This window comes from Pseudomonas sp. AA-38, assembly GCF_029457475.1.
Classification (GTDB): Bacteria; Pseudomonadota; Gammaproteobacteria; order Pseudomonadales; family Pseudomonadaceae; genus Aquipseudomonas.
The window spans coordinates 1084317-1108801 of the sequence record NZ_CP120359.1; the positions used below are offsets into that span (position 1 = coordinate 1084317).

The 24485-nt window shown below is 59.0% G+C and carries 20 protein-coding genes and 5 pseudogenes; 19 read left to right on the forward strand and 6 right to left on the reverse strand.

Annotated features, from left to right (window positions below; genetic code table 11):
• Positions 1 to 70: 70 nt before the first annotated feature.
• On the reverse strand, positions 71 to 1396 hold the full coding sequence (locus PVE35_RS05000; RefSeq protein ID WP_277373985.1) for a TAXI family TRAP transporter solute-binding subunit: 1326 nt from the start codon (positions 1394 to 1396) through the stop codon (positions 71 to 73).
• A 90-nt stretch (positions 1397 to 1486) separates the two neighbouring features.
• Positions 1487 to 2740: an L-methionine/branched-chain amino acid transporter gene (yjeH, locus tag PVE35_RS05005; RefSeq protein ID WP_277373986.1), complete on the reverse strand. Its 1254-nt coding sequence runs from the start codon at positions 2738 to 2740 to the stop codon at positions 1487 to 1489.
• Between the two features lie 125 nt (positions 2741 to 2865).
• Between yjeH and PVE35_RS05010 the strand changes: the two genes are divergently transcribed.
• Both PVE35_RS05010 and sbcD read left to right on the forward strand, forming a co-directional pair.
• A complete protein-coding gene (locus tag PVE35_RS05010) occupies positions 2866 to 3285 on the forward strand; it encodes an Lrp/AsnC family transcriptional regulator (RefSeq protein ID WP_268181742.1) in 420 nt (139 codons plus the stop codon).
• Complete coding sequence (sbcD, locus tag PVE35_RS05015; protein ID WP_277373987.1) at positions 3282 to 4502, forward strand: exonuclease subunit SbcD; 1221 nt, start codon at positions 3282 to 3284, stop codon at positions 4500 to 4502. Before PVE35_RS05010 ends, sbcD begins: the two co-directional genes overlap by 4 nt.
• Positions 4503 to 5486: 984 nt before the next feature.
• On the opposite strand, the gene PVE35_RS05020 is transcribed toward sbcD, so the two are convergent.
• On the reverse strand, positions 5487 to 6467 hold the full coding sequence (locus PVE35_RS05020; RefSeq protein ID WP_277373914.1) for an IS5 family transposase: 981 nt from the start codon (positions 6465 to 6467) through the stop codon (positions 5487 to 5489).
• 71 nt (positions 6468 to 6538) lie between these two features.
• On the opposite strand from PVE35_RS05020, the gene PVE35_RS05025 reads away from it, so the two are divergent.
• From PVE35_RS05025 to PVE35_RS05065, 9 genes and pseudogenes are all read left to right on the forward strand, one after another.
• A complete protein-coding gene (locus tag PVE35_RS05025) occupies positions 6539 to 6913 on the forward strand; it encodes a hypothetical protein (RefSeq protein WP_277373988.1) in 375 nt (124 codons plus the stop codon).
• Positions 6914 to 7059: 146 nt separating this feature from the next.
• Positions 7060 to 8574 carry an IS1182 family transposase gene (locus PVE35_RS05030; protein ID WP_277373989.1) on the forward strand — a complete coding sequence of 505 codons (1515 nt, stop codon included), beginning with the start codon at positions 7060 to 7062 and terminating at the stop codon, positions 8572 to 8574.
• Positions 8575 to 8821: 247 nt separating this feature from the next.
• Positions 8822 to 9630: pseudogene (locus tag PVE35_RS05035) on the forward strand (IS5 family transposase); the annotation flags it as partial.
• A 52-nt stretch (positions 9631 to 9682) separates the two neighbouring features.
• Positions 9683 to 10662: pseudogene (locus tag PVE35_RS05040) on the forward strand (IS5 family transposase).
• A gap of 148 nt (positions 10663 to 10810) precedes the next feature.
• Positions 10811 to 10996 (forward strand): annotated as a pseudogene (locus PVE35_RS05045) (transposase); the annotation flags it as partial.
• Between the two features lie 124 nt (positions 10997 to 11120).
• On the forward strand, positions 11121 to 11606 hold the full coding sequence (locus tag PVE35_RS05050; RefSeq protein WP_277373990.1) for a hypothetical protein: 486 nt from the start codon (positions 11121 to 11123) through the stop codon (positions 11604 to 11606).
• Positions 11607 to 11725: 119 nt separating this feature from the next.
• Positions 11726 to 12340 carry a LysE family translocator gene (locus tag PVE35_RS05055; protein ID WP_277373991.1) on the forward strand — a complete coding sequence of 205 codons (615 nt, stop codon included), beginning with the start codon at positions 11726 to 11728 and terminating at the stop codon, positions 12338 to 12340.
• A 133-nt stretch (positions 12341 to 12473) separates the two neighbouring features.
• Complete coding sequence (locus PVE35_RS05060) at positions 12474 to 13454, forward strand: IS5 family transposase (protein WP_277373992.1); 981 nt, start codon at positions 12474 to 12476, stop codon at positions 13452 to 13454.
• A gap of 124 nt (positions 13455 to 13578) precedes the next feature.
• The gene (locus PVE35_RS05065; protein WP_277373993.1) at positions 13579 to 14043 is read left to right on the forward strand and encodes an SPOR domain-containing protein; all 465 of its coding nucleotides are present in this window, start codon (positions 13579 to 13581) and stop codon (positions 14041 to 14043) included.
• Positions 14044 to 14590: 547 nt separating this feature from the next.
• Here the strand turns inward: PVE35_RS05065 and istB (PVE35_RS05070) are convergent.
• Both istB (PVE35_RS05070) and istA (PVE35_RS05075) read right to left on the reverse strand, forming a co-directional pair.
• On the reverse strand, positions 14591 to 15346 hold the full coding sequence (gene istB / locus PVE35_RS05070) for an IS21-like element ISPpu7 family helper ATPase IstB (protein ID WP_230927319.1): 756 nt from the start codon (positions 15344 to 15346) through the stop codon (positions 14591 to 14593).
• Positions 15347 to 15363: 17 nt separating this feature from the next.
• Positions 15364 to 16877: pseudogene (istA, locus tag PVE35_RS05075) on the reverse strand (IS21-like element IS1491 family transposase).
• Between the two features lie 307 nt (positions 16878 to 17184).
• Between istA (PVE35_RS05075) and PVE35_RS05080 the strand changes: the two are divergent.
• The 4 genes from PVE35_RS05080 to PVE35_RS05095 all read left to right on the forward strand — a co-directional run bounded on the left by PVE35_RS05080 (position 17185) and on the right by PVE35_RS05095 (position 19550).
• A complete protein-coding gene (locus PVE35_RS05080) occupies positions 17185 to 17769 on the forward strand; it encodes a hypothetical protein (protein WP_277373994.1) in 585 nt (194 codons plus the stop codon).
• A gap of 71 nt (positions 17770 to 17840) precedes the next feature.
• Entirely contained in the window at positions 17841 to 18341 is a 501-nt protein-coding gene (locus PVE35_RS05085; protein ID WP_277373995.1) for a metal-dependent hydrolase, read from the forward strand.
• Positions 18342 to 18470: 129 nt separating this feature from the next.
• Positions 18471 to 19157 carry a DUF4336 domain-containing protein gene (locus tag PVE35_RS05090; RefSeq protein WP_277373996.1) on the forward strand — a complete coding sequence of 229 codons (687 nt, stop codon included), beginning with the start codon at positions 18471 to 18473 and terminating at the stop codon, positions 19155 to 19157.
• 72 nt (positions 19158 to 19229) lie between these two features.
• Positions 19230 to 19550, forward strand: a complete 321-nt coding sequence (locus PVE35_RS05095; RefSeq protein WP_277373997.1) for a GNAT family N-acetyltransferase — start codon at positions 19230 to 19232, stop codon at positions 19548 to 19550.
• Here PVE35_RS05095 and PVE35_RS05100 read toward each other — a convergent pair.
• Complete coding sequence (locus PVE35_RS05100; protein ID WP_277372347.1) at positions 19478 to 20671, reverse strand: IS4 family transposase; 1194 nt, start codon at positions 20669 to 20671, stop codon at positions 19478 to 19480. The two genes, PVE35_RS05095 and PVE35_RS05100, sit on opposite strands and share 73 nt — an antisense overlap.
• A gap of 142 nt (positions 20672 to 20813) precedes the next feature.
• Here PVE35_RS05100 and PVE35_RS05105 point away from each other — a divergent pair, with 142 nt between their 5' ends.
• The 4 genes and pseudogenes from PVE35_RS05105 (at position 20814) to PVE35_RS05120 (ending at position 24399) form a co-directional block, all read left to right on the forward strand.
• Complete coding sequence (locus PVE35_RS05105; protein ID WP_277373998.1) at positions 20814 to 21119, forward strand: GNAT family protein; 306 nt, start codon at positions 20814 to 20816, stop codon at positions 21117 to 21119.
• Between the two features lie 167 nt (positions 21120 to 21286).
• Positions 21287 to 22799 (forward strand): annotated as a pseudogene (gene istA, locus PVE35_RS05110) (IS21-like element IS1491 family transposase).
• A 17-nt stretch (positions 22800 to 22816) separates the two neighbouring features.
• The gene (istB, locus tag PVE35_RS05115; protein ID WP_230927319.1) at positions 22817 to 23572 is read left to right on the forward strand and encodes an IS21-like element ISPpu7 family helper ATPase IstB; all 756 of its coding nucleotides are present in this window, start codon (positions 22817 to 22819) and stop codon (positions 23570 to 23572) included.
• Between the two features lie 218 nt (positions 23573 to 23790).
• Entirely contained in the window at positions 23791 to 24399 is a 609-nt protein-coding gene (locus PVE35_RS05120; RefSeq protein WP_277373999.1) for an N-methyl-D-aspartate receptor NMDAR2C subunit, read from the forward strand.
• Positions 24400 to 24485 lie beyond the last annotated feature (86 nt).

The following is a 24485-nucleotide window of genomic DNA, read 5'->3' on the forward strand; positions in this document are numbered from 1 at the left end:
GACGCTTTTTTCATCCACCGCTTCGGCATCAGAACCTGCCCATCGGTGGACATGAAAAGCGATGTCCACCCTACGGCTGCCGACGTTTCTGCAACACCCGCAGCCGCTCGATCACGTAGCGCACGTGCAAGTGCAGCTCGTAGAGCTGGTTGGAGTACGACAGCGGTACATCCACCGTGGCCAGCTCGTCCTCCATCTGCTCCAGGCGTTCGATCTCGCTGTCCAGTTCGTCCGGCAGGGAGCCGGCGTGCAGCTTGCGGTCGATCTCGCGCAGGTACTTGTACCAGCGGTAGATGCGTGCGCGGATGCGCCACTGGTAGATCGGCCCGACGGCCTTGAACAGCGGGATCATCACCACGATCAGCGGGATCAACAGGATGATGTAGCGGTCGGCCAGCGAGGCGATGCGAAACGGCAGGTAGCGCTGCAGGATCGGCAGGCCCTTGGTGTAGTAATGCTCGGCATCCTTGTGCAGCTCGAAGGTACGTGGCTCGGCGCTGGGGAAGGTGCCGGCGGCGTCGAGCAGGGTGCCGTTCTTCATCACCTCGCGGCTGGCATCGAGAAACAGCGGCACCAGGCCGGGGTTGAAGTCGTCGTTGACCACCAGGGTGGCCACCGGGGCCAGGGTGACGATATCGCGATCCGGCGCATTGCTGGCCAGGTCGAGCAGGCCTTCGCCGACCTTCACCTGATTGAAGAAGGGCAGGCGCGCCTCGTAGGCGGCGGCGCGGCGAAAGTGCGCCAGGGCAATATCCGGGTTGGCTGCCAGTTGCTGCACCAGGGCGTTTTCCGCCGGGCCGACGAAGAAGGCGGCGTCCAGCTCGCCGGCCATCAGCGCACGAGCGGCCTTGCCGCCGCCGAGGCTCTGCCAGGTGTCGGGATATTGCTCGGGAAGGATGGCGTTGGCGCCGAGAATGGCGTCGCTAGCCGCACGGGTGCCGCTGCCTGCGCCACCCAGGCCGAGGCGCAGCGGCAGCAGATCGGCGATACGATCCAGGCTGACAGCGCGGCGGTAGAACAACCACAAGGGCTCCTGATAGATCGCTCCCAGGCTCTGCAACTGGTGCTGCGCGTCGGGCGCCAACTGACGCTCCAGGCCGCTCTGTACCAGGGCGATCTGCACCTCGGGATCCTTGGCCAGCAGGCGTTGCAGGTTGTCACGCGAGCCGGAGGTGGGCACCAGCTTCAGCTCGAAGCCTTCCTTGGCCAGTTCTTCCTTGAGGCGCTCGGCGAACTGCTGATAGGCGCCGCCCTGGGCGCCGGTGGCCATGCTGGCGCTCATCGGCGGTGGCGGCGCGACGAACTGGAACAGCGCCCAGACCAGGCCGGCCACCACCGGGACTATCCACAGGTTGGCCAGGATCATGATTTTCAGGTCATTGAGTACGCGGCGCATGAGGCTTCCTTTCGGCGAATTCAGCCTAAGGATAGAACCCCATGCGCCCCGAGGTCATCCGCACGGTGGATCGGTGAAGCGTGATCCACCCTACGCCAGCGCCTTGTGCCTGGCGCGCAGATGGTCGATCAGCAGCAAGGCGCCTAGCAGGCCCACGGCGTACAGCGCATCGCTGCCAAGCATCGCCAGCACCGCTGCACAGAGCAGCGCACTGAGCCCGGCCAGCAGGCGCCAGATGCCGCGCAACAACACCCAGCCGGCGGCCATGCTGAGCAAATAGATCAGCACGAAGTTGCCGTTGGCGTAGCGGATCAGGTCATCCACCGACAACTGCAAGGTGGCCGAGAGCACGGCGCACAGCGCGCAACTGACCACCACCAGCCGCAGCGCCTTGCCGGGCACGCCCTGGCGGTTGCGCACGGCCAGCGTGGCGGGCAGGCGACCTTCATCGGCCAGGCTCCAGATCAGCCGGGCGAAGCCCTGGATATACACGTTCATCGAAGCGAAACAGGCCAGGTAGCCCAGCACCGTCACCAGCACGCGCGCCTGCTCGCCCAGCAGTTGCTCGAACAGACGCGGCAGGGCGGTGGTGTCGCTGTGCACGTCACCGTAGGTGGCAAAACTCAGCACCGCCACCGAACAGGCCCAGTACACCAGGCCGGCCAGCAGCACGCCGAGCAACAGTGCCAGAGGGAAGTCCCGTTCCGGGTGTTTGAATTCCTCGCCCAGGTGAGTGAAGGCCTCGATGCCGACGAAGCACCAGAACATCACCCCCAGCGCCGCTGGCAGCACATGCCACTGGCCGTCCATGGCGGGCAATAGCGGTTGGTCGGCATGGGGCAGATCACCCATCCACCAGATCAGCGCCACGCTGGCGACGATGGCCACGGCGATCAGCCCCTGCAGCAGGCCAGAGGCCTTCGGCGGGCGCTGGCCGAGCAGGAGGATCGCGGCCAAGGTGGCCAGTTCGATGGCCAGCAGCCCGACACGGTCGAGGTCGAACAGCGCCAGCCAGAAGCCACTGGCGATATGCAGCGCAGCGGGCAGACCGACGGGCAGCACGGCAAGGAACAGCAGGGCGCTGACGCCCTCCATGCGCAGACCAAAGGCGCGGCCGATCAGGTGCGGTGCGCCACCGGCATGGGGGAAGCGCCTGCCCAACTGGGCGAAGGTGAAGGCCACCGGCAGCACCAGAGCAATGAGGATCATCCAGGCCCATAGCGACGCCTCGCCTGCCGCCGTGGCCGCCAGGGCCGGCACCACGAAGATGCCAGTGCCGAGCAGCGAGGTGCTGAGCAGGGCGACGCCCTGCAGCAGGCCCAATTCCTTGTTCAGTCGACTCATGGGGTATGCTCTCGCCTTTGCAGAAGCCGCTATGGTAAGGCGCCGCCCGAGTGCAGGCCGTCGCCTTTCACCGACGAAATGGCGGTTCTTCCCGTCAACCTGATTGCCGCCCGAGAAACACCTCCGTGGACAAGTTCGATCGCCAGATCCTCGCCCTGCTGCGCAGCGACGCGCGCACCTCCGTCAGCCAGATCGCCCGTGAGGTCAACCTTTCCCGCTCGGCGGTCAGCGAGCGCATTCGCCACCTGGAGCAGAGCGGAGTGATTCGTGGTTATCACGCCCAGGTCGCAGTGCCGGGCGAGGGCGGGGTCAAGGCCTTCCTCGAGCTTTTCTACCAGAACGCCCGTTGCCAGGATTACGTTGAGCGCATGCGCGAATACCCGGAAATCCGCCACTGCAGCGGCATCAGCGGCGAGACCGACATGCTGGTGCTGGTGGAGGCGCCAAGTATGGCGCGCCTGAGCGAAGTACGCGCGGCCATCGAAGCCTTCCCGCAGATGCAGCGGGTCAAGACCCATATCGTCGTGCAGGAGTGGCCGCTATGACCCTGCGCGTCCTGCACAGCTCCGACTGGCACCTGGGCCAGCACTTCATGGGCAAGACCCGCCAGGCCGAGCACCAGGCCTTTTGCGCCTGGTTGCTGGAACAGGTACGGGTACATGAAGTGGACGTGCTGCTGATCGCTGGCGACGTATTCGACACCGGCGCGCCGCCCAGCTACGCCCGAGAGCAGTATTACCGTCTGGTCGTCGAGCTGCGCGACGCCGGCTGTGCTCTGGTGGTGCTCGGCGGCAACCACGATTCACCGGCTATGCTCGGCGAGAGCCGCAGCCTGCTGGCACAACTGGGCACCCGAGTGGTGCCGGGCGTGGGCATCAATCTGGGCGAACAGGTGCTGGTGCTGAGTGACCGCGCCGGCCAGCCGGGTGCCATCCTCTGCGCCATTCCCTTTATCCGCCCACGTGACGTGCTGGCAAGCCAGGCCGGGCAGAGCGCGCAGGACAAACAGCAATCGCTGCAGCAGGCCATTGCCGAGCACTACCGGGCGCTGCACGAGCTGGCGCTGCGCAAGCGCGAGGAACTGGGCCAGGCGCTGCCGATCATCGCCACCGGCCACCTCACCACCGTCGGCGCCAGCGCCAGCGAATCGGTACGGGAAATCTACGTCGGCAGCCTGGAGGCCTTCCCCACCAGCGCCTTCCCCCCAGCCGACTACATTGCCCTCGGGCATATCCACCGCCCGCAGAAGGTCGGCGGCCTGGAGTATATCCGCTACAGCGGCTCACCCATTGCCCTGTCCTTCGATGAAGCACGCCAGCAGAAGGAAGTGCTGCTGCTGGAGTTCGGCACTGCTGCCTTGCAATCGATCACGCCACTGCCCGTACCGGTGTTCCAACCCATGGCCAGCCTGCGCGGCTCGCTCAAGGAACTGACCGATGCCATCGTCGAGGTCGCCAAACAGGGCACGCCCGAACGGCCTGTGTGGCTGGAAGTGCAAGTGAGCAGCGACGATTACCTGAGCGACCTGCAAAGCCACATCAACGCCCTGTGCGAAGGGCACCCCGTCGAAGTGCTACGCATCCGCCGCGAGCGCGGCAACGCGGCAGCCAGCCTGGCCAGCGAAGCACGGGAAACGCTGGATGAGCTGAGCGTGGAAGACGTCTTCGCCCGTCGCCTGCAGCAGGAGGCACTGGAGGCAGAGGATGCTCAGCGTTTGCAGGGGTTGTATCGGCAGGTGTTGGAGGCTGTGCAGGGGCAATAACGACGAGGACGAGCGCTTATGGCCAAAGCCCGTAGCCTGGGTAGAGCGCAGCGAAACCCAGGGGAGATTCGATGGGTTTCGCGTTGCTCTACCCATCCTACGGTGCTGCTCTTGCAAGCGAGGTTTGTTGGAGTGTTCCATGGCTGTGTTTTTGTACAGTTGTAATGGTGGAGCAAAAAGAGGAAGTCAAGCGAATACGTCCAGGCTTCAGAGGCTGGCTGGTAATCCCATGATTTGAAAGTATTTTTTCTAGGGCAGACATGACGATGGTGCGGAGTTAGATGGAAGGCTCTACTATCGCGTTAATACCGCCTTCCATCTAATCACTGTTAGGGAAAACAACTTATGTCCGCAGACGAGGAGTTACCACTGCTGGATGCTTTGCGAGGCTTGGCAATGCATCAGCAAGAGTTCTTGCGCCTTGCACTCTTCGTCGCATCCCAAGGCTCCACCACATATGAAGGCGAAACCCTGACTTGTAGCCTCCCGGACGCACAACGACGCACAAGCACATTACTAGCAATGGGGGCAGGACAGTCTGTCGAGTCCCTTTTACACATTGCCAAACAACGCGGAATTCCTGTTCGCGACGCCTATCCAATCGCACGATCAGCAGTCGAGTCTTTCGTAAATGCAAGCTACCTCCTAGCGGAGTCAAATGCGGTTGCAGACCGAGCTGTTAGGTACATCGAATTCGCCGCATGGCGGCAACACAATCGGAAATTCGGAAGTGGCGAATACTCGATTGAAGTCCGCACAGACCCTGACCCAGTATCAACACTTGCATCTAAATTTCCCGAGTTTACAGGCAAAGGAAACGGAAGCTGGACTAACCTAGGGAAGGTCTGAAATAGGCCGCTATTTCTGGCCGACTTCGGCCACTGCCGATTTTGAAAGAGTCCATCTGATCGAAAATGCTCAGATAACCCGCTTGTTTCTCCGTTTCTGACCTCCGCAATCAACCTGCGGAGGCCATTTTCCACATTACAGACGCACCTCTCCTGCACCCACCAACAAATATCGGCGTGCCATCCACAGGTTCGACAGAGCGAATAACGTCACCATCTGGACGGTGTTCTTCGCCAAGCCACGAAACCGCACCTTGGTGTAACCAAACTGGCGTTTGATCACCCGGAACGGGTGCTCAACCTTCGAGCGGGTCTGCGCTTTGGCTTTCTCGAGGCTGCGGTATGCCTTGTACAGTGCACTTTTCTTGCCGTGCTTTTCGTACGTGCTGCGCCGAGCCGCGATCTGCCAGATGACCTGGCGCCCCTCATGCTCCTCGCGCTTCTCGACGCCCGTATAACCGGCGTCAGCCGCCACCATGTTCTCTTCGCCATGCAGCAGCTTGTCCACCTGGGTGACGTCCGCAACATTGGCGGCTGTGACATGGATGTGGTGCACCAACCCCGACTCCACATCGACCCCGATATGTGCCTTGGCACCGAAGTAGTACTGGTTGCCTTTCTTGGTCTGGTGCATGTCGGGATCGCGTTTGCCTTCCTTGTTCTTGGTCGAACTGGGTGCATGAATCAGCGTGGCATCGACGATGGTGCCTTGACGCAAGGACAGGCCACGGTCGCCCAGGTAGCCATTGATGACACCGAGAATGCCGACAGCCAGGTCATGCTTCTCCAGCAGTCGACGGAAATTGAGGATGGTCGTTTCGTCCGGGATACGCTCCAGGCTCAAGCCTGCGAATTGGCGCAGAATGGTCGTTTCATACAGGGCCTCTTCCATTGCAGGATCGCTGTAGCCGAACCAGTTCTGCATCAGGTGTACCCGCAGCATAGCCATCAACGGGTAGGCCGGCCGACCGCCTTCACCTTTGGGATAATGCGGCTCGATCAGTGCCACCAACCCCTTCCAGGGCACAACCTGATCCATCTCGATCAGGAACAGCTCCTTGCGGGTCTGCTTACGTTTACCGGCGTATTCGGCGTCGGCGAAAGTCATTTGCTTCATTGAGAAACTCGGGCAACGGGATTGGCCTATTTCACCAGAAACGGGAGGTCTTCTTCAGACTTTCCCTAGATATGCCAAGTCGTATCAGGCGGGTAGGTGAACTTGCAGGGCGCAAGGCTGGATCGCGGCTACTCGCGGCATATGGGCTGATCTATTCACTCTCGTCAGAGGTCATTCATGGCTCACCCTTTGGCGCGAGCTTCTTTTATTCAGCCCACCTCAAAGGAGAACACACCACAGAGGCCTTCATCGTTGGGACGGTTCGGCAGTTAGAGGAAATCCTCATTGCAGTTCTTTACGCCGGATGTGGTTACTTAGCTGCCTTCTTTGAAAAGCAGCAAATGCAAGCAGGGCTTGATGCCGAAGAAAAGCTATTCAAGCGGCTTATGGCGCTGAGTACCAAACCAGCATCAGCCTTTCCTCACGAAAATGGTGGGAAACCCTAACAAGTGGTTAAAATCGCTCGCTTCGCTCACTGGGACGGGCTAAAGCCCGCCCCTTAACCAAACGTTGAGGCTGTAGAAAAACCTGCTGCCGCCCAGTCCACAGGCTGATAATCTCCAACTCATTCAATTGCAGGGAGACGCGGGCGATGCCGCGGTTCAAGGACGTACACAAGGGGCTCAAGCTCCTACCCATCGATTTCGACAAGCAACTGCTGCCCGGTACTTTCGAGCATGCGCTTTGCTATCTGGTCGATCACGAACTCGACCTCTCCGACTTCCACGCCCGCTACCGCAACAGTGTCGAAGGTGCCCCCGCCTATGATCCGGCGGTGCTGCTCAAGATCGTTCTGTTGGCCTACAGCCGCGGCATTATCAGCAGCCGTCAGATGGAAGCGGCGTGCCGTGATCATGTTCTGTTCATGGCCATCTCCGGCGACAGCCAGCCGCACTTCACCACCCTGGCCCATTTCGTTTCCAGCATGGGTGATCTGGCCGCCAAGCTGTTTGCCCAGGTGCTCGCTGTCTGTGACAAGCAGGGGCTGATCGGGCGAGAGATGTTTGCCATCGATGGGGTCAAGCTGCCGAGCAATGCCAGCAAGTCCCGCAGCGGCACCCGCGCCGATTTTATCCGCCAGGCCGAGAAGATGGAGAAGGCGGCGCAGACGATGATTGAGCGCCAGCGTCAGTGCGACAAGCAGCCCGAAGACGAGGCGCAGCGCGCTGCCCGCAGGCTCGAGCGTCTGCAGGCTGATGCCCGTCAGTTGCGTGCATGGCTCAATGAAAACCCCGAAGATCGCAAGGGAGCCAAAGGGCGAGTAAACCTCTCCAACCGCACCGACAACGAGTCGGCCAAGATGGCCACCAGCAAGGGGGTGATCCAGGGCTATACCGGAGTCGCTGCAGTGGACGAAAAGGCGCAGATCATCGTCGATGCCCAGGCCCACGGCACCGGTTCGGAACAGGCGCTACTCGAACCTGTCATCGAAGCCACATGCTCGCTGCGCGGTGCCGATACTCACTACACCGCCGACGCCGGCTATCACAGTCGCCAGGCACTCGAGAGCCTGGAAATGGCAGGCATATCTGCTTATATCCCCGATAACGGTTATCGCAAACGGGATGAGCGCTATGCCGGGCAGCAGCACCATACTGCCAAGCCCGACCCGCTCTGGGACAAGGGGCCGAAACGCATCAGCAGCCACTGCTACACACCGGCCGACTTCCACTTCGATCCGCAACAGAGGATCTGTATCTGCCCGGCGGGCAAGCAGCTATATGGCAACGGCAGTCATTGTCTGATCAAGGGCCAGGCGATGATCAAGTTCAAGGGTGCCCTGCGCGATTGCCTGAGTTGCCAGCAACGCAAGCAGTGTCTGCGCACGCCGGAGAAAACTGCGGCACGCCAGGTCGCGTTCTTTCTGCCGAAAAAGGAGCAGGAGAACGGTCTGACGCGAATGCGCCAACGCATCGACAGCGACATCGGACGCGAGATGATCACCCGCCGCTTTGCCACCGTGGAGCCGGTATTCGGCAACTTGCGCCACAACAAACGCCTGAATCGTTTTAGTCTGCGCGGACGCGAGCGGGTCGATGGTCAGTGGAAGCTCTACTGCATGACCCATAACATCGAAAAGCTGGCCAATCGCGGAGTCTGGGCATGAACCCGCGCACTCATAGACCAGCCGTAGGGCGATACAGTCGCTCGATAGCGGCCATGAGCCGGAACAAACAACCTAAACAGCTCCGGAGCACACCTCTTTCGATACTCGACTGGCCCTTTCAAAAAGGCTGCACGGGGCTTGACGCGGTTGGTGTTTCCTGGGTTTTTCTACAGCTTCGTTAGGGAAAGTCTGAAGAAGACTTCCCGTTTCTGGTGAAATAGGCCAATCCCGTTGCCCGAGTTTCTCAATGAAGCAAATGACCTTCGCTGACGCCGAATACGCCGGTAAACGTAAGCAGACCCGCAAGGAGCTGTTCCTGATCGAGATGGATCAGGTTGTGCCCTGGAAGGGGCTGGTAGCGCTGATCGAGCCACACTATCCCAAAGGTGAAGGCGGTCGGCCAGCCTACCCGTTGATGGCCATGCTGCGGGTACACCTGATGCAAAACTGGTTCGGCTACAGCGATCCAGCCATGGAGGAGGCGCTGTATGAAACGACCATCCTGCGCCAATTCGCAAGCTTGAGCCTAGAGCGTATACCGGACGAAACGACCATCCTCAATTTCCGTCGACTGCTGGAGAAGCATGACCTGGCTGCCGGCATTCTCAGTGTCATCAATGGCTACCTGGGCGACCGAGGCCTGTCCTTGCGCCAGGGCACCATCGTTGATGCCACGCTGATCCATGCGCCCAGTTCGACCAAGAACAGGAAGGCAAACGCGACCCCGAAATGCACCAGACCAAGAAAGGCAACCAGTACTACTTCGGTGCCAAGGCGCATATTGGGGTCGATGTGGAGTCGGGGTTGGTGCACCACGTCCATGTCACAGCCGCCAATGTTGCGGACGTTACCCAGGTGGACAAGCTGCTGCATGGCGAAGAGAACATGGTGGCGGCTGACGCTGGTTATACGGGCGTCGAGAAGCGCGAGGAGCATAAGGGGCGCCAGGTAATCTGGCAGATCGCGGCTCGGCGCATCACGTACGAAAAGCACGGCAAGAAAAGCGCACTGTACAAGGCATACCGCCGCCTCGAGAAAGCTAAGGAAAGTCTGAAGAAGACTTCCCGTTTCTGGTGAAATAGGCCAATCCCGTTGCCCGAGTTTCTCAATGAAGCAGATGACCTTCGCTGACGCCGAATACGCCGGTAAACGTAAGCAGACCCGCAAGGAGCTGTTCCTGATCGAGATGGATCAGGTTGTGCCCTGGAAGGGGTTGGTGGCACTGATCGAGCCGCATTATCCCAAAGGTGAAGGCGGTCGGCCGGCCTACCCTTTGATGGCCATGCTGCGGGTACACCTGATGCAGAACTGGTTTGGCTACAGCGATCCTGCAATGGAAGAGGCCCTGTATGAAACGACCATCCTGCGCCAATTCGCAAGCTTGAGCCTGGAGCGTATCCCGGACGAAACGACCATCCTCAATTTCCGTCGACTGCTGGAGAAGCATGACCTGGCTGCCGGCATTCTCGGTGTCATCAATGGCTACCTGGGCGACCGTGGCCTGTCCTTGCGTCAAGGCACCATCGTCGATGCCACGCTGATCCATGCGCCCAGTTCGACCAAGAACAGGAAGGCAAACGCGACCCCGAAATGCACCAGACCAAGAAAGGCAACCAGTACTACTTCGGTGCCAAGGCGCATATTGGGGTCGATGTGGAGTCGGGGTTGGTGCACCACGTCCATGTCACAGCCGCCAATGTTGCGGACGTCACCCAGGTGGACAAGCTGCTGCATGGCGAAGAGAACATGGTGGCGGCTGACGCTGGCTATACGGGCGTCGAGAAGCGCGAGGAGCATAAGGGGCGCCAGGTAATCTGGCAGATCGCGGCTCGGCGTAGCACGTACGAAAAGCACGGCAAGAAAAGCGCACTGTACAAGGCATACCGCCGCCTCGAGAAAGCTAAGGCGCAGACACGCTCGAAGGTCGAGCACCCGTTCCGGGTGATCAAGCGCCAGTTTGGTTACACCAAGGTGCGGTTTCGTGGCTTGGTGAAGAACACGGTACAGATGGTGACGTTATTTGCTCTGTCGAATCTGTGGATGGCACGCCGATATTTGTTGGTGGGTGCAGGAGAGGTGCGTCTGTAATGTGGAAAATGGCCTCGCAGGCGGCGTGCGGAGGTCAGAAACGGAGAAACAAGCGGGCAAACTGAGCATTTTCTGATCAGATGGACTCTTTCAAAATCGGCAGTGGCTGAAGTCGGCCAGAAATAGCGGCCTATTTCAGACCTTCCCTAAGGCGCAGACACGCTCGAAGGTCGAGCACCCGTTCCGGGTGATCAAGCGCCAGTTTGGTTACACCAAGGTGCGGTTTCGTGGCTTGGTGAAGAACACGGTACAGATGGTGACGTTATTTGCTCTGTCGAATCTGTGGATGGCACGCCGATATTTGTTGGGGGGCGCAGGAGAGGTGCGTCTGTAATGTGGGAAATAGCCTCCGCAGGCAGCTTGCGGAGGTCAGAAATGGAGAAATAAGCGGGCAATCTGAGCGTTTTTTGATCAGATGGCCCTCTTTCAAAATCGGTAGCGACCGAAGCAGGTCTGAAATGTCGGTCTATTTCAGACCATCCTTAGAGGCTTTTATGGAAATTCGTGACGCTTTAAACCTCATTCATCGAATCGAAAACCTCCCAGAAATGTATAATAAAATTGAAATGGCGGTATGCTCAGTCATACACAGCTACTTTGAGGAGATGCTCAATGTTGAGAAAAAAGAATCTGCAATCATGGAGCGCGAAGATTACGGCTCCGATGATCTAAGTCCATTCCTTGACCAAAAACGATCTATACATGACAAGTATTGGTCTAATCCGTCCGCATATTATCGACCCTGCTCATCTAGCAGTGAGCCCAGGCATGTTTGGGCATACCTTTGCGACATTGAAGTACTGCAGAATGGTGATGATGAGAATTCACTATTTATCTTCAAAGCGAACTACAAAAGACCAAACAGCAGTGCAAGCATAGTTAAAGCTTTTATTTTAAAAGTATCTGGCTCATCACTTAAAATTGAACATGAATTCTTTGGGTAGGCCTCTAACAACTGGTTCAAACCGTTCGCTTCGCTCACTGGGACGGGCTAAAGCCCGCCCTTTAACCAAACGTTGGGCGTCACTGTAGAGTTTCAGGTCACCACACCATAGGAGCCCGCATGATCAATCTTGAGTTCCTCATCACGTTGCTGATCGTTGTACTGATTCCCGGCACCGGGGTCATCTACACCGTCTCCACGGGCATCGTTCAAGGCCGGGCGGCCAGCATCTATGCAAGCCTTGGTTGCACTGCCGGAATCGTCCCGCACCTGGCGGCCACGATCCTTGGCTTGGCCGCCGTCATGCATACGAGCGCTTTGGCCTTCCAGGTGCTCAAGTACGCGGGCGTGGCCTACCTCTTCTATGTCGCCTATGCCACTTGGCGAGACAAGTCGGCTTTCTCTGTCGATGGCACTGCCAAGCCGGCTGACAAATCAAGCATCGTGATCAAGGCATTCCTTCTGAATATCCTCAACCCGAAACTGACCATCTTCTTCCTGGCTTTCTTGCCTCAGTTTGTTGAGCCTGGGGCTTCACAGCCACTGCTTCAGCTTCTCACGCTCAGCGCGGTGTTTATGGCCATGACATTCGCTGTCTTCGTGCTTTACGGCTTCGTGGCGCATGCGTTTCGTCGCCATGTCGTCGAGTCTTCCTCGGTGCAGCGCTGGCTGCGCTATGGCTTCACGGCTGCGTTTGCTGGGCTAGGGGCCAAGCTGGCTGCCAGCGAGAAGTGACGCCCAACCCTTCCATCGAGAGGACATGCCCCGGCAAGCCGGGTCATGCCTCTCATGTCAAACGTTAGGGAAAGTCTGAAGAAGACTTCCCGTTTCTGGTGAAATAGGCCAATCCCGTTGCCCGAGTTTCTCAATGAAGCAAATGACCTTCGCTGACGCCGAATACGCCGGTAAACGTAAGCAGACCCGCAAGGAGCTGTTCCTGATCGAGATGGATCAGGTTGTGCCCTGGAAGGGGCTGGTAGCGCTGATCGAGCCACACTATCCCAAAGGTGAAGGCGGTCGGCCAGCCTACCCGTTGATGGCCATGCTGCGGGTACACCTGATGCAAAACTGGTTCGGCTACAGCGATCCAGCCATGGAGGAGGCGCTGTATGAAACGACCATCCTGCGCCAATTCGCAAGCTTGAGCCTAGAGCGTATACCGGACGAAACGACCATCCTCAATTTCCGTCGACTGCTGGAGAAGCATGACCTGGCTGCCGGCATTCTCAGTGTCATCAATGGCTACCTGGGCGACCGAGGCCTGTCCTTGCGCCAGGGCACCATCGTTGATGCCACGCTGATCCATGCGCCCAGTTCGACCAAGAACAGGGAAGGCAAACGCGACCCCGAAATGCACCAGACCAAGAAAGGCAACCAGTACTACTTCGGTGCCAAGGCGCATATTGGGGTCGATGTGGAGTCGGGGTTGGTGCACCACGTCCATGTCACAGCCGCCAATGTTGCGGACGTTACCCAGGTGGACAAGCTGCTGCATGGCGAAGAGAACATGGTGGCGGCTGACGCTGGTTATACGGGCGTCGAGAAGCGCGAGGAGCATAAGGGGCGCCAGGTAATCTGGCAGATCGCGGCTCGGCGCATCACGTACGAAAAGCACGGCAAGAAAAGCGCACTGTACAAGGCATACCGCCGCCTCGAGAAAGCTAAGGCGCAGACACGCTCGAAGGTCGAGCACCCGTTCCGGGTGATCAAGCGCCAGTTTGGTTACACCAAGGTGCGGTTTCGTGGCTTGGTGAAGAACACGGTACAGATGGTGACGTTATTTGCTCTGTCGAATCTGTGGATGGCACGCCGATATTTGTTGGGGGGCGCAGGAGAGGTGCGTCTGTAATGTGGGAAATAGCCTCCGCAGGCAGCTTGCGGAGGTCAGAAATGGAGAAATAAGCGGGCAATCTGAGCGTTTTTTGATCAGATGGCCCTCTTTCAAAATCGGTAGCGACCGAAGCAGGTCTGAAATGTCGGTCTATTTCAGACCATCCTTAGGCATTATCATGACTGCTTCGGAAGTTTTCGAAAAATTGCTCGCTGAAGGTTGCAACAAATCGCACTTCTCAATTCACCGCAGTGAGCATGATGCTTTTTGCCTCGTGAAGCGCGGCAATGAGTGGGTTGTCTACTACTCAGAGCGAGGTGAAGACTATCCGCCTGAATACACATCCGTTTCAGAGGATGATGCTTGCGAATTCTTTTACACGCTCGTAATGAATCAACAGCACTGGCACATCGTTGGTTTCTTCAAGAATGAGAATGATGCAAAACAGCTGGAAGAAAAGCTAAAGTCTATCGGTATTGAGGCAATACGCAATGACATTCCCGCATACAAGCACCGAGACGATCCGAGGTATAGAGTCTTTGTTGTAGGAAAAGCAATCTTTAGAGTCATAGAGGTTTTAGGTGAACCAACCGTTACCTATGCCTAACAATCCCGTCGAGAGGAACGGTTTGCAAGCTGCGCTTGCAAATACCCTCCTCCTCTTCGCGGCTCCGGCCGCCCCTCTCGTCAAACGTTAGGTCACACGATGAATTGGCGCCCACTTGCAAACTGCAAGAAAAAATCTTTTGGAAGAGGCGTGGTATTCCGTTTTCCGGCAAAAGCTCCATTTGAGAAAATCGTCGACTTCATGATTGTCGAAGAACATGATTCACCAATCTTTTATAAGTTGATATGTTCATCTGGTCATCATGCCGGACAAACTGAGTTGGTATTTCCAGTCGAAGCGAAACATGAAACTGGTGCAGTGTCAGTAGCTTGGCTAAAGAAAAATTGGCAAGCTTGGATTTATCCCGAGTGTGAAGTTGAAGCTGTCAGTTACGTGGACTACTATCCACCAGGCCACAGTGCGGATTCCACGCCATCCGGCCACCCAGTCCGCTCTCATCTGGCCAGGCATTCCAGGGCCATCTGGCCACCTGTTCCACGGCCATCCGGCCGGGCAGTCGGAGCGCAGCGACGCAGGGGTGGCATTGTTAGTCTGGGTTGGCTGGCGTCGTCAATTTCTGCGTCCGTTTGCGCATTGATTCACCCTTCAGATTGATCCGATAAGCGTTGTGCACCAGGCGGTCGAGGATGGCATCGGCCAGGGTTGGATCGCCGATCAGTTCGTGCCAGTTGTCCACGGGCATTTGGCTGGTCACGAGGGTCGAGCGCTGGCCGTAGCGGTCGTCCAGTAGCTCCAGCATGTCGCGGCGCTGTTCGGCGGTGAACGGCGCCAGGCCCCAGTCGTCGAGGATCAGCAGGTCGGTCTTGGCGTAGCTGCTCATCAGCTTGGCGAAGCGCCCGTCGCCATGGGCCAAGCCCAACTCTTCCAGTAGGCGCGGCAGACGCAGGTAGCGCACGCTGTAGCCGTCCCGGCAGGCCTGGTGGGCCAGGGCGCAGGCCAGCCAGGTTTTGCCCACGCCGGTGGGGCCGCCGATGATCAGGTTGAGGCCGTCGCGTAGCCACTGGCCGCCGCTCAGTTGCAGGATCAGCGCCTTATCCAGCCCGCGCGGGCTGCGGTAGTCGATGTCTTCGAGGCAGGCGTTGTGCTTGAGCCGGGCCTGGCGCAGGCGGCTGCTCAGGCGCTTATCGTCGCGTTCAGTCAGCTCGCGGTCGACCAGCAGGCCGAGGCGTTCCTCGAAGCTCAGGCTGTCGATGTCCGGGGTTTTCAGTTGTTCGTTCAGCGCCTTGAGCATGCCGTGCAGGCGCAGGGTTTGCAGCTTGTCCAGGGTCGGATGGGGCAGCATGGTGAGTTTCCTTGGGTTCAGTGGTAGTAGCCGGGGCCGCGCAGGTTGGCGTGGTCGTCCGGCAGCAGCGGCAGGTTGGCTTGAGCCAGCGGCAGGCTTTCCAGGCCCTGGCACAGGATCGATTCGAGGCTCTTGTAGCTGCACGCGCCGAGGCTGAGGGCGCGTCGGCAGGCCAGCTCCAAGCGCACTTCGCCATGAGTCTTGCCCAGGCGCAGGATGCCCAGGCAGGCCCGGTAGCCCTGCTGCGGATGGATGCGCCGTTCGAGGATGTGCCGGATCACGCCGGCGGTGTTCGGCCCGGTCTGCTCGGCCCAGCGGATCAGCCGCTGCGGCGTCCACTCGGCATGCTCGCGATGGCTCTTGGGCATGTGCTCGGCCTGCGTGCTGTGCCTGCCCTTGTGCATTGAGCGCAGGTGGCTGGCCACTCGCTGGTTGGCGTGGAAACACTCGACGGTGCGCGCCGTCAGGCGCACCTCCACTGCTTCTTCACCAGTTGATACGGCACCGAGTAGTAATGCCCATCGACCTCGACGTGGTAGTCGATGTGCACCCGCGCCTTCTTCCACTCGGCGTAGACGTAGGGTTGCACCGGCAGGGGGCGCAGCGCCGGACGATCCAGGCTGTCGAAGGCCGTCTGGCGCGAGCCCGGCAGCTTCTTGAACGGGCGTTGGTTGAGCCGCTCCAGCAACACGGAGATGGCGCTGTTGAGTTCGTCCAAGGAGAAGAACTGACGGTTGCGCAGGGCCGCGAGGATCCAACGCTCGACCACCTGCACGCCGACTTCGGCCTTGGCCTTGTCGCGCGGTTTGCGTGCCCGCGCCGGCACCACCGCCACTCCGTAGTGCTCGGCCAGGTCGCGGTAGCTGGGGTTGATGTCCGGCTCGTAACGATGGGCCTTGCTTACCGCGCTGCGCAGGTTGTCCGGCACCACGATCTCCGGCACGCCGCCGAGGAAGGCAAAGCAGCGGGCATGGGAGCCTAGCCAGTCCGGCAGCTGCTGCGACCAGGTGGCTTCGGCGAAGGTGTAGCTGGACGCGCCGAGCACTGCGATGAACACCTGCGCCTGGCGGATCTCGCCGCTGTGGCGATCGATAACCGGCACCGTCTGGCCGGCATAGTCGACGAACAGCTTCTCGCCGACGCGGTGCTCCTGACGCATCACCACGTCCAACTTGCCCTGCCAGGCTCGGTAATGCTCACAGAACCAGCTGTACTGAAAGCCCTGCGGCTGGCTCAGGCGGTACTCCTGCCAGAGCAGCGCCAGGGTCACCCCGGGGCGGCGCAGTTCGGCATGCACCCATGCCCAATCGGGTAAAGGCCGCTTCTCGCTGGCAACCGCCGGGGCCGGCGGGAACAGTTGCTGCTCCAACTCGGCATCGGACAACGAACAGGGCCAACTGAGACCACTGGCGGCAAAACGATTGAGGTAGTCGCCGACGGTGACACGACCGACCTGCACGCTGACCGCAATCTGGCGAGCTGATAGTCCGACCTCGAACTTGAGACGTAGTACTTCGCGAATCTTACGCATGGATAAACGCTCCACGACGACCTCTCTGCTTCGAAAAAGAGGTCGATGGTAGTGAAGAAATCCTGCGTAGCTGCCTGCCCGGTTGAGTGGCCGGATGGCCGTGGAATCAGTGGCCGGATGCGCGTGGAATGGGTGGCCGGATCAGCGTGGAATCGGTGGTCAGATGTTCATGGAATGGGTGGCCAGATGACCGTGGAATCCGCAGGCCACAGCGTGAAATCTAACTAGTGCTTCAAACTGTGCGCTTCGCTCACTGGACGGGCTAAAGCCCACCCCTTAACCAAACGTTACATACATCGAGGTATGTATGAAAGAAGTTGGAGTGCTTATATTTGTTTTGCTGCTAACAGCCTGCAGTGGCTCTAAAATAGTTGAAACAAGACCGCTGCCTGTTGATAAGTATAAGTATCTCTACACGCATGAGAATCTGGAGGATGTCGGGGTAAGTGTTGATAGGGGTGCGCTATTGTTTTACGCGGAAGAAATATCCTATAGCTCGGGTGATACGCGCTATATATATGAAACTGCAAGGGCAAGCAGTCCGTTAATAATTTCAAATACTACTGAGTGCCTTCACGAAAGCTTTGTTTCTGGTTATTTTTGGGGTGGGAAAAGGAATTATATAAATTACGTAGAGAAAGTTGCGGGAAGTGAGTTTGTATTAAGGGATACAGACTGGCTGATTAGTCCGTCGCGTCTGTACGAAAGCACTTCCCAGGAACAAAAAAGCTACATTTTTATTGGTGCGGTCAAATGTAGGATATATGAAATTTCTTTCGTTGATACAGGTTATAGCCTGTCCGAATTCAAGAGGCTAATATCTGGATTTATCAGGACAAGAATACCGAGCGACGGGCGTCCAGCTAATAGCGGGCGCGAGTTGTATCAGTAGCGGTTCAAATTGTTCGCTCCTCTCACTGGGACGGGCTGAATTCCGTCCCTTAACCTCAGGTTAGTGCTTGTATGTTCATTGGCCATCTGCCAGCTGGGTATATTTCCGCAAAGTTGCTGCTCAAGCGATTCGCAAATACCGGAGTTTCCGCAAGGCTTTTTATATTGGCGGGAGTGCTCGGCGGAATCGCGCCGGATTTCGATATGTTCTATTTTTATTTCGTCGACAATAGGCAAAGTCACCACCATACCTACTGGCCGCATTATCCGTTGCTTTGGCTGGGGCTTCTTGCCGTGTCGTATGCGTGGTTCAAATTCGCAGCTAATAAATCAGGTGCTGCGCTCATGCTGATCTTTTCGATTGGTGGATTCATTCATATGCTGCTGGACTCGATAGTGGGCGATATATGGTGGTTTGCGCCATTCATAGATAAGCCCTACGCCATGTTCACTGTGGAAGCGGTCTATAAGCCTTGGTGGCTGAATTTTATTTTGCACTGGTCGTTTTTGCTTGAGATTCTGGTGTTGGCTTGGGCTGTTTACTTGTGGCGCTCCAAGCCGACGAAGCTGTAAGGGTGATTCAGGGCTTTCGCTGCGCTTACGTTATAGATTTGAGTTTCTGGTTTTTAGGGGGCTTAGTGGTTCGCCTGAGAAGCGAGTCAGTATCCCTGCTATGTCAAGATTTATACGGTTGAGGTGTGTATGGAAGAGCTGGCGACTGGCCTATGGATATTCGAGGGCGAGCCGGTTCGCTTTATGAGCCTGCCATATTCAACGCGCATGACCGTTGTACGCCTTGCCGACGGCGATCTCTGGGTTCACAGCCCCATCAGATTATCGGCAGCAATCAAAATGCAGCTCGAGAGGCTCGGGCCGGTGAGGTATCTGGTCGCGCCGAGCCATTTGCACCATCTGTTTCTGGCGCAGTGGGTCGAGGCTTATCCTCAAGCCAAGGTTTACGGCACGGACGAGGTGATCAAGAAGCGGGCTGATATAGCGTTTCATGGCTCACTGAATGATCCGGGTACCTGGGCGTGGCAGGATGAGATCGAACAGCGCATCTTTTCTGGCTCTCCATTCATGCAGGAGTGCGTATTTTTCCATTGCGCTTCGGCCACCTTGATCGTTGCGGATCTGGTCGAGAACTTTTCCGGCAAGGACTTCAACTGTTGTCAGCGGTTCGCTGCCAGGTGCGCGGGTATCCTGGCGCCCAACGGCAAAATGCCTCTGGATTGGCGCTTGAGCTTCATCTTTGCCAAGGCTGAGGCGCGTCAGCATTTCGAGCGGATAGTGGCATGGAAACCACGAGCACTGATCATGGCGCATGGTGAAATCATCAGGGATGGAGCCAGCGACTTCTTGGCTCGGTCATTCAAATGGCTGGCGTGAGCAGCCCGGCATCACACCCGGTTGGCGGTTTTCCGCGTTCGAGCAATCTTTACAACTGCAAAGGAGTCGTCGATGTCACAGGACGTGTTTTTCCCACGACTGGAAACCGAGCGTTTGATACTCAAACCCTTGCTGCCATCTGACGCCCCAGCGCTGTTGGCGATTTTCTCCGATGCGCAGGTCATGCGTTATTGGAATACGGCCCCCTGGGCCGATGTTCAGGAGGCCATCGCATTCATCGAGAAGAGTAATGAGTCAATGCGAGGTCAACAGTCACTTGTGCTTGGAATATGGCTGAGGTCTGAGGAATCCCCACAAATCTACTCCAGCGCCCGAGCTTGCCGGTGCACCTCGTCACGCAGCAATAGCTCCATCTTTGTGAGTGCCGAGTAGGATAAATCGCTGGCCGAGCGCCTGAGGTATTCAAGACCGATACGCCAGAGCGACAGTACGGTTTTATGCCTGACGCTGTTGCTCTGAAAGCGGCGCGACTTGCCTGTCATGTGAGCCTGGAGGCCAGCCAAGTACAGCACGTAACACGCCAGTGCTGCGATCAGCAGTAGGATCTCGATACGCCGTGGGCAGCGCGTCCGGTGTAGGTCGAAAGCAAAGCCGAAACGTAGGCTTTTCACATCCCGAAAACCTTCCTCAATCTGCATCCGTTTTCGGTAGATACCCACGACTTGACGTGCCGTCCAGTTGGCTTGTGGCAGGTTGCTGGCGAGCAGCCAGGGCTCCTGTTCACGACGCGCATTCTGCCGGCTGAGCTTGCTGCGTGCGATGCTGCCCGTCACGCGTCGATGTTTTCTGCCCTTGGGCGGTTGGTGAATGCCGTACAACGCAACTTTGTGCGGTGCACTGCGCGTCATCTCGACTTGGCCGAGTGACCGCGCACGAGATGTCGTCTGCTGGTAGAGCTGCTTGATCGGCTGCCATTGACCTTGCTCGTCGCGATAAAGATCACGATTGCGGACGCGTCCCACGTAATACCACCCCTTGGCTTCGACAGCCTGGAACCAGGGGCGGCGAAATCCGGCATCCGTTACCAAGATCGGCACGCATTGGTTGGGAAGCATGGCTTCCAGTGCATCGAGCAGTTGTCTCTGACGCTGAGGGCAGCCTTCACGGTCATGCACGCTCTCGTACACAGGAAACGCTCGACCAGCCAGCGGGATTGAAGCTCGCAGCAAGTAAAGGTCAGAGGCCGCATTGATCGGCGACCAATCCACCAGGATCAATGGATGACGCAGGGAGCCAATCAGCGCAGTCAGCATTTTCCAGTAGAACAGCGTGCGTTCGTATTGCAGGTGAGCGTTGCCAAGCAGGCGATCCACGCGCTTGATCGAATGCTTGGTGTAAGCCTCGCTGGGCATGGCCCTGCCAAGGTCGGTCAGGGTCAGGCGATGCCCATGCAGCAAGGCACTGACGCTGCTCATCAAGGCGTTCAGCCGCTTGCTGTGGATCGTGGGGAGTGCTTGGGAAAATGCCTTGTGTAAGAATCGTACTGCCTGCATGAGTCTCGGGGGTTGGTTTGTTTGGCGACTACCAAACTGCCCGACTCATGCAGGCTTCTTCAAGCTATCCCATTGATAAAAATGGGATTTTTGTGGGGATTCCTCAGGGCTGAGGTCTACCGATGAACTGGCAGGGAAATGCATGTTGTTCAGCTACGATAAGGCCTCCAGACGTGCTGAGATAGGTTTCGGGTTGGCACGTTCTTGTTGGGGGCAAGGCTATATCAGCGAGGCCGGAGAGGCGTTGATTCAGTATGGCTTCGATTCACTGGGGCTTCGCCGTATCGAGGCAGAGATCGACCCGGCGAACCAGGCTTCGGCAAAAGCGCTGGAGAAACTCGGCTTTTCCCACGAGGGCCTGTTGAGGCTGCGTTGGGAGGTCAATGGCGTCGTCTCTGACTCTGCAATCTATGCGGATTCCACGGTCATCTGGCCACCCATTCCATGAACATCTGACCACCGATTCCACGCTGATCCGGCCACCCATTCCACGCGCATCCGGCCACTGATTCCACGGCCATCCGGCCACTCAACCGGGCAGGCAGCTACGCAGGATTTCTTCACTACCATCGACCTCTTTTTCGAAGCAGAGAGGTCGTCGTGGAGCGTTTATCCATGCGTAAGATTCGCGAAGTACTACGTCTCAAGTTCGAGGTCGGACTATCAGCTCGCCAGATTGCGGTCAGCGTGCAGGTCGGTCGTGTCACCGTCGGCGACTACCTCAATCGTTTTGCCGCCAGTGGTCTCAGTTGGCCCTGTTCGTTGTCCGATGCCGAGTTGGAGCAGCAACTGTTCCCGCCGGCCCCGGCGGTTGCCAGCGAGAAGCGGCCTTTACCCGATTGGGCATGGGTGCATGCCGAACTGCGCCGCCCCGGGGTGACCCTGGCGCTGCTCTGGCAGGAGTACCGCCTGAGCCAGCCGCAGGGCTTTCAGTACAGCTGGTTCTGTGAGCATTACCGAGCCTGGCAGGGCAAGTTGGACGTGGTGATGCGTCAGGAGCACCGCGTCGGCGAGAAGCTGTTCGTCGACTATGCCGGCCAGACGGTGCCGGTTATCGATCGCCACAGCGGCGAGATCCGCCAGGCGCAGGTGTTCATCGCAGTGCTCGGCGCGTCCAGCTACACCTTCGCCGAAGCCACCTGGTCGCAGCAGCTGCCGGACTGGCTAGGCTCCCATGCCCGCTGCTTTGCCTTCCTCGGCGGCGTGCCGGAGATCGTGGTGCCGGACAACCTGCGCAGCGCGGTAAGCAAGGCCCATCGTTACGAGCCGGACATCAACCCCAGCTACCGCGACCTGGCCGAGCACTACGGAGTGGCGGTGGTGCCGGCGCGGGCACGCAAACCGCGCGACAAGGCCAAGGCCGAAGTCGGCGTGCAGGTGGTCGAGCGTTGGATCCTCGCGGCCCTGCGCAACCGTCAGTTCTTCTCCTTGGACGAACTCAACAGCGCCATCTCCGTGTTGCTGGAGCGGCTCAACCAACGCCCGTTCAAGAAGCTGCCGGGCTCGCGCCAGACGGCCTTCGACAGCCTGGATCGTCCGGCGCTGCGCCCCCTGCCGGTGCAACCCTACGTCTACGCCGAGTGGAAGAAGGCGCGGGTGCACATCGACTACCACGTCGAGGTCGATGGGCATTACTACTCGGTGCCGTATCAACTGGTGAAGAAGACTGGAGGTGCGCCTGACGGCGCGCACCGTCGAGTGTTTCCACGCCAACCAGCGAGTGGCCAGCCACCTGCGCTCAATGCACAAGGGCAGGCACAGCACGCAGGCCGAGCACATGCCCAAGAGCCATCGCGAGCATGCCGAGTGGACGCCGCAGCGGCTGATCCGCTGGGCCGAGCAGACCGGGCCGAACACCGCCGGCGTGATCCGGCACATCCTCGAACGGCGCATCCATCCGCAGCAGGGCTACCGGGCCTGCCTGGGCATCCTGCGCCTGGGCAAGACTCATGGCGAAGTGCGCTTGGAGCTGGCCTGCCGACGCGCCCTCAGCCTCGGCGCGTGCAGCTACAAGAGCCTCGAATCGATCCTGTGCCAGGGCCTGGAAAGCCTGCCGCTGGCTCAAGCCAACCTGCCGCTGCTGCCGGACGACCACGCCAACCTGCGCGGCCCCGGCTACTACCACTGAACCCAAGGAAACTCACCATGCTGCCCCATCCGACCCTGGACAAGCTGCAAACCCTGCGCCTGCACGGCATGCTCAAGGCGCTGAACGAACAACTGAAAACCCCGGACATCGACAGCCTGAGCTTCGAGGAACGCCTCGGCCTGCTGGTCGACCGCGAGCTGACTGAACGCGACGATAAGCGCCTGAGCAGCCGCCTGCGCCAGGCCCGGCTCAAGCACAACGCCTGCCTCGAAGACATCGACTACCGCAGCCCGCGCGGGCTGGATAAGGCGCTGATCCTGCAACTGAGCGGCGGCCAGTGGCTACGCGACGGCCTCAACCTGATCATCGGCGGCCCCACCGGCGTGGGCAAAACCTGGCTGGCCTGCGCCCTGGCCCACCAGGCCTGCCGGGACGGCTACAGCGTGCGCTACCTGCGTCTGCCGCGCCTACTGGAAGAGTTGGGCTTGGCCCATGGCGACGGGCGCTTCGCCAAGCTGATGAGCAGCTACGCCAAGACCGACCTGCTGATCCTCGACGACTGGGGCCTGGCGCCGTTCACCGCCGAACAGCGCCGCGACATGCTGGAGCTACTGGACGACCGCTACGGCCAGCGCTCGACCCTCGTGACCAGCCAAATGCCCGTGGACAACTGGCACGAACTGATCGGCGATCCAACCCTGGCCGATGCCATCCTCGACCGCCTGGTGCACAACGCTTATCGGATCAATCTGAAGGGTGAATCAATGCGCAAACGGACGCAGAAATTGACGACGCCAGCCAACCCAGACTAACAATGCCACCCCTGCGTCGCTGCGCTCCGACTGCCCGGCCGGATGGCCGTGGAACAGGTGGCCAGATGGCCCTGGAATGCCTGGCCAGATGAGAGCGGACTGGGTGGCCGGATGGCGTGGAATCCGCAATCTATGGGCGACTGCTAAGTGATCATCCATCGCGGCATGGTTAGGCAAAGCGCGTTACAGGCGCGTGATTGCAGCCTCGGGTAACCCCAATGAATCTTCTAACCTCATCCTGGGCCCACGCCTGGTCAGATCTCGGCCTGCAGCCACCGCCAGGTCTGTTCGAGCAGCTCGTCCGTGCCTACGAGGAACCCCAGCGTCATTACCACTCCCTGCAGCACCTATCCGAGTGCCTTGGGCACTTCGAGCAGGCACGGCATCTGGCGCAGCAGCCGGGCGAGGTGGCTATCGCGCTCTGGTTTCACGATGCCATCTACGATGTGCGTGGCAAGGACAATGAGCGGCGTAGCGCGGACTGGGCCATCGAGACGCTGGCGGCTGCCCAGGCCGATCAGGCGACGCTCGCGCGGGTCGAGCAACTGATCATGGCCACCCGGCATGACGCAACACCAAGCGCCGCGGATGAGCAGTTGCTGGTGGATATCGACCTGGCCATTCTCGGGGCCGCGCCGGAGCGGTTTGCCGAATACGACGCCCAGGTGCGCGCCGAGTACGCCTGGGTGCCGGGCTGGGTGTACCGCATGAAGCGGCGCAGCGTGCTCAAGGGCTTTCTGGCGCGCCCTCGGCTATACAACACGCAGCATTTCAGGCAGCGCTATGAGGCACAGGCGCGAATCAACCTGGCAGGTGCTATCGGCTAAGCGCTACCGACACTGAGCAGGCTACTCCATGTGCAGCATGGCTTATAAAGGCTGACAGCTCTCGCTCCAGGCGTTCTATGCTGTGA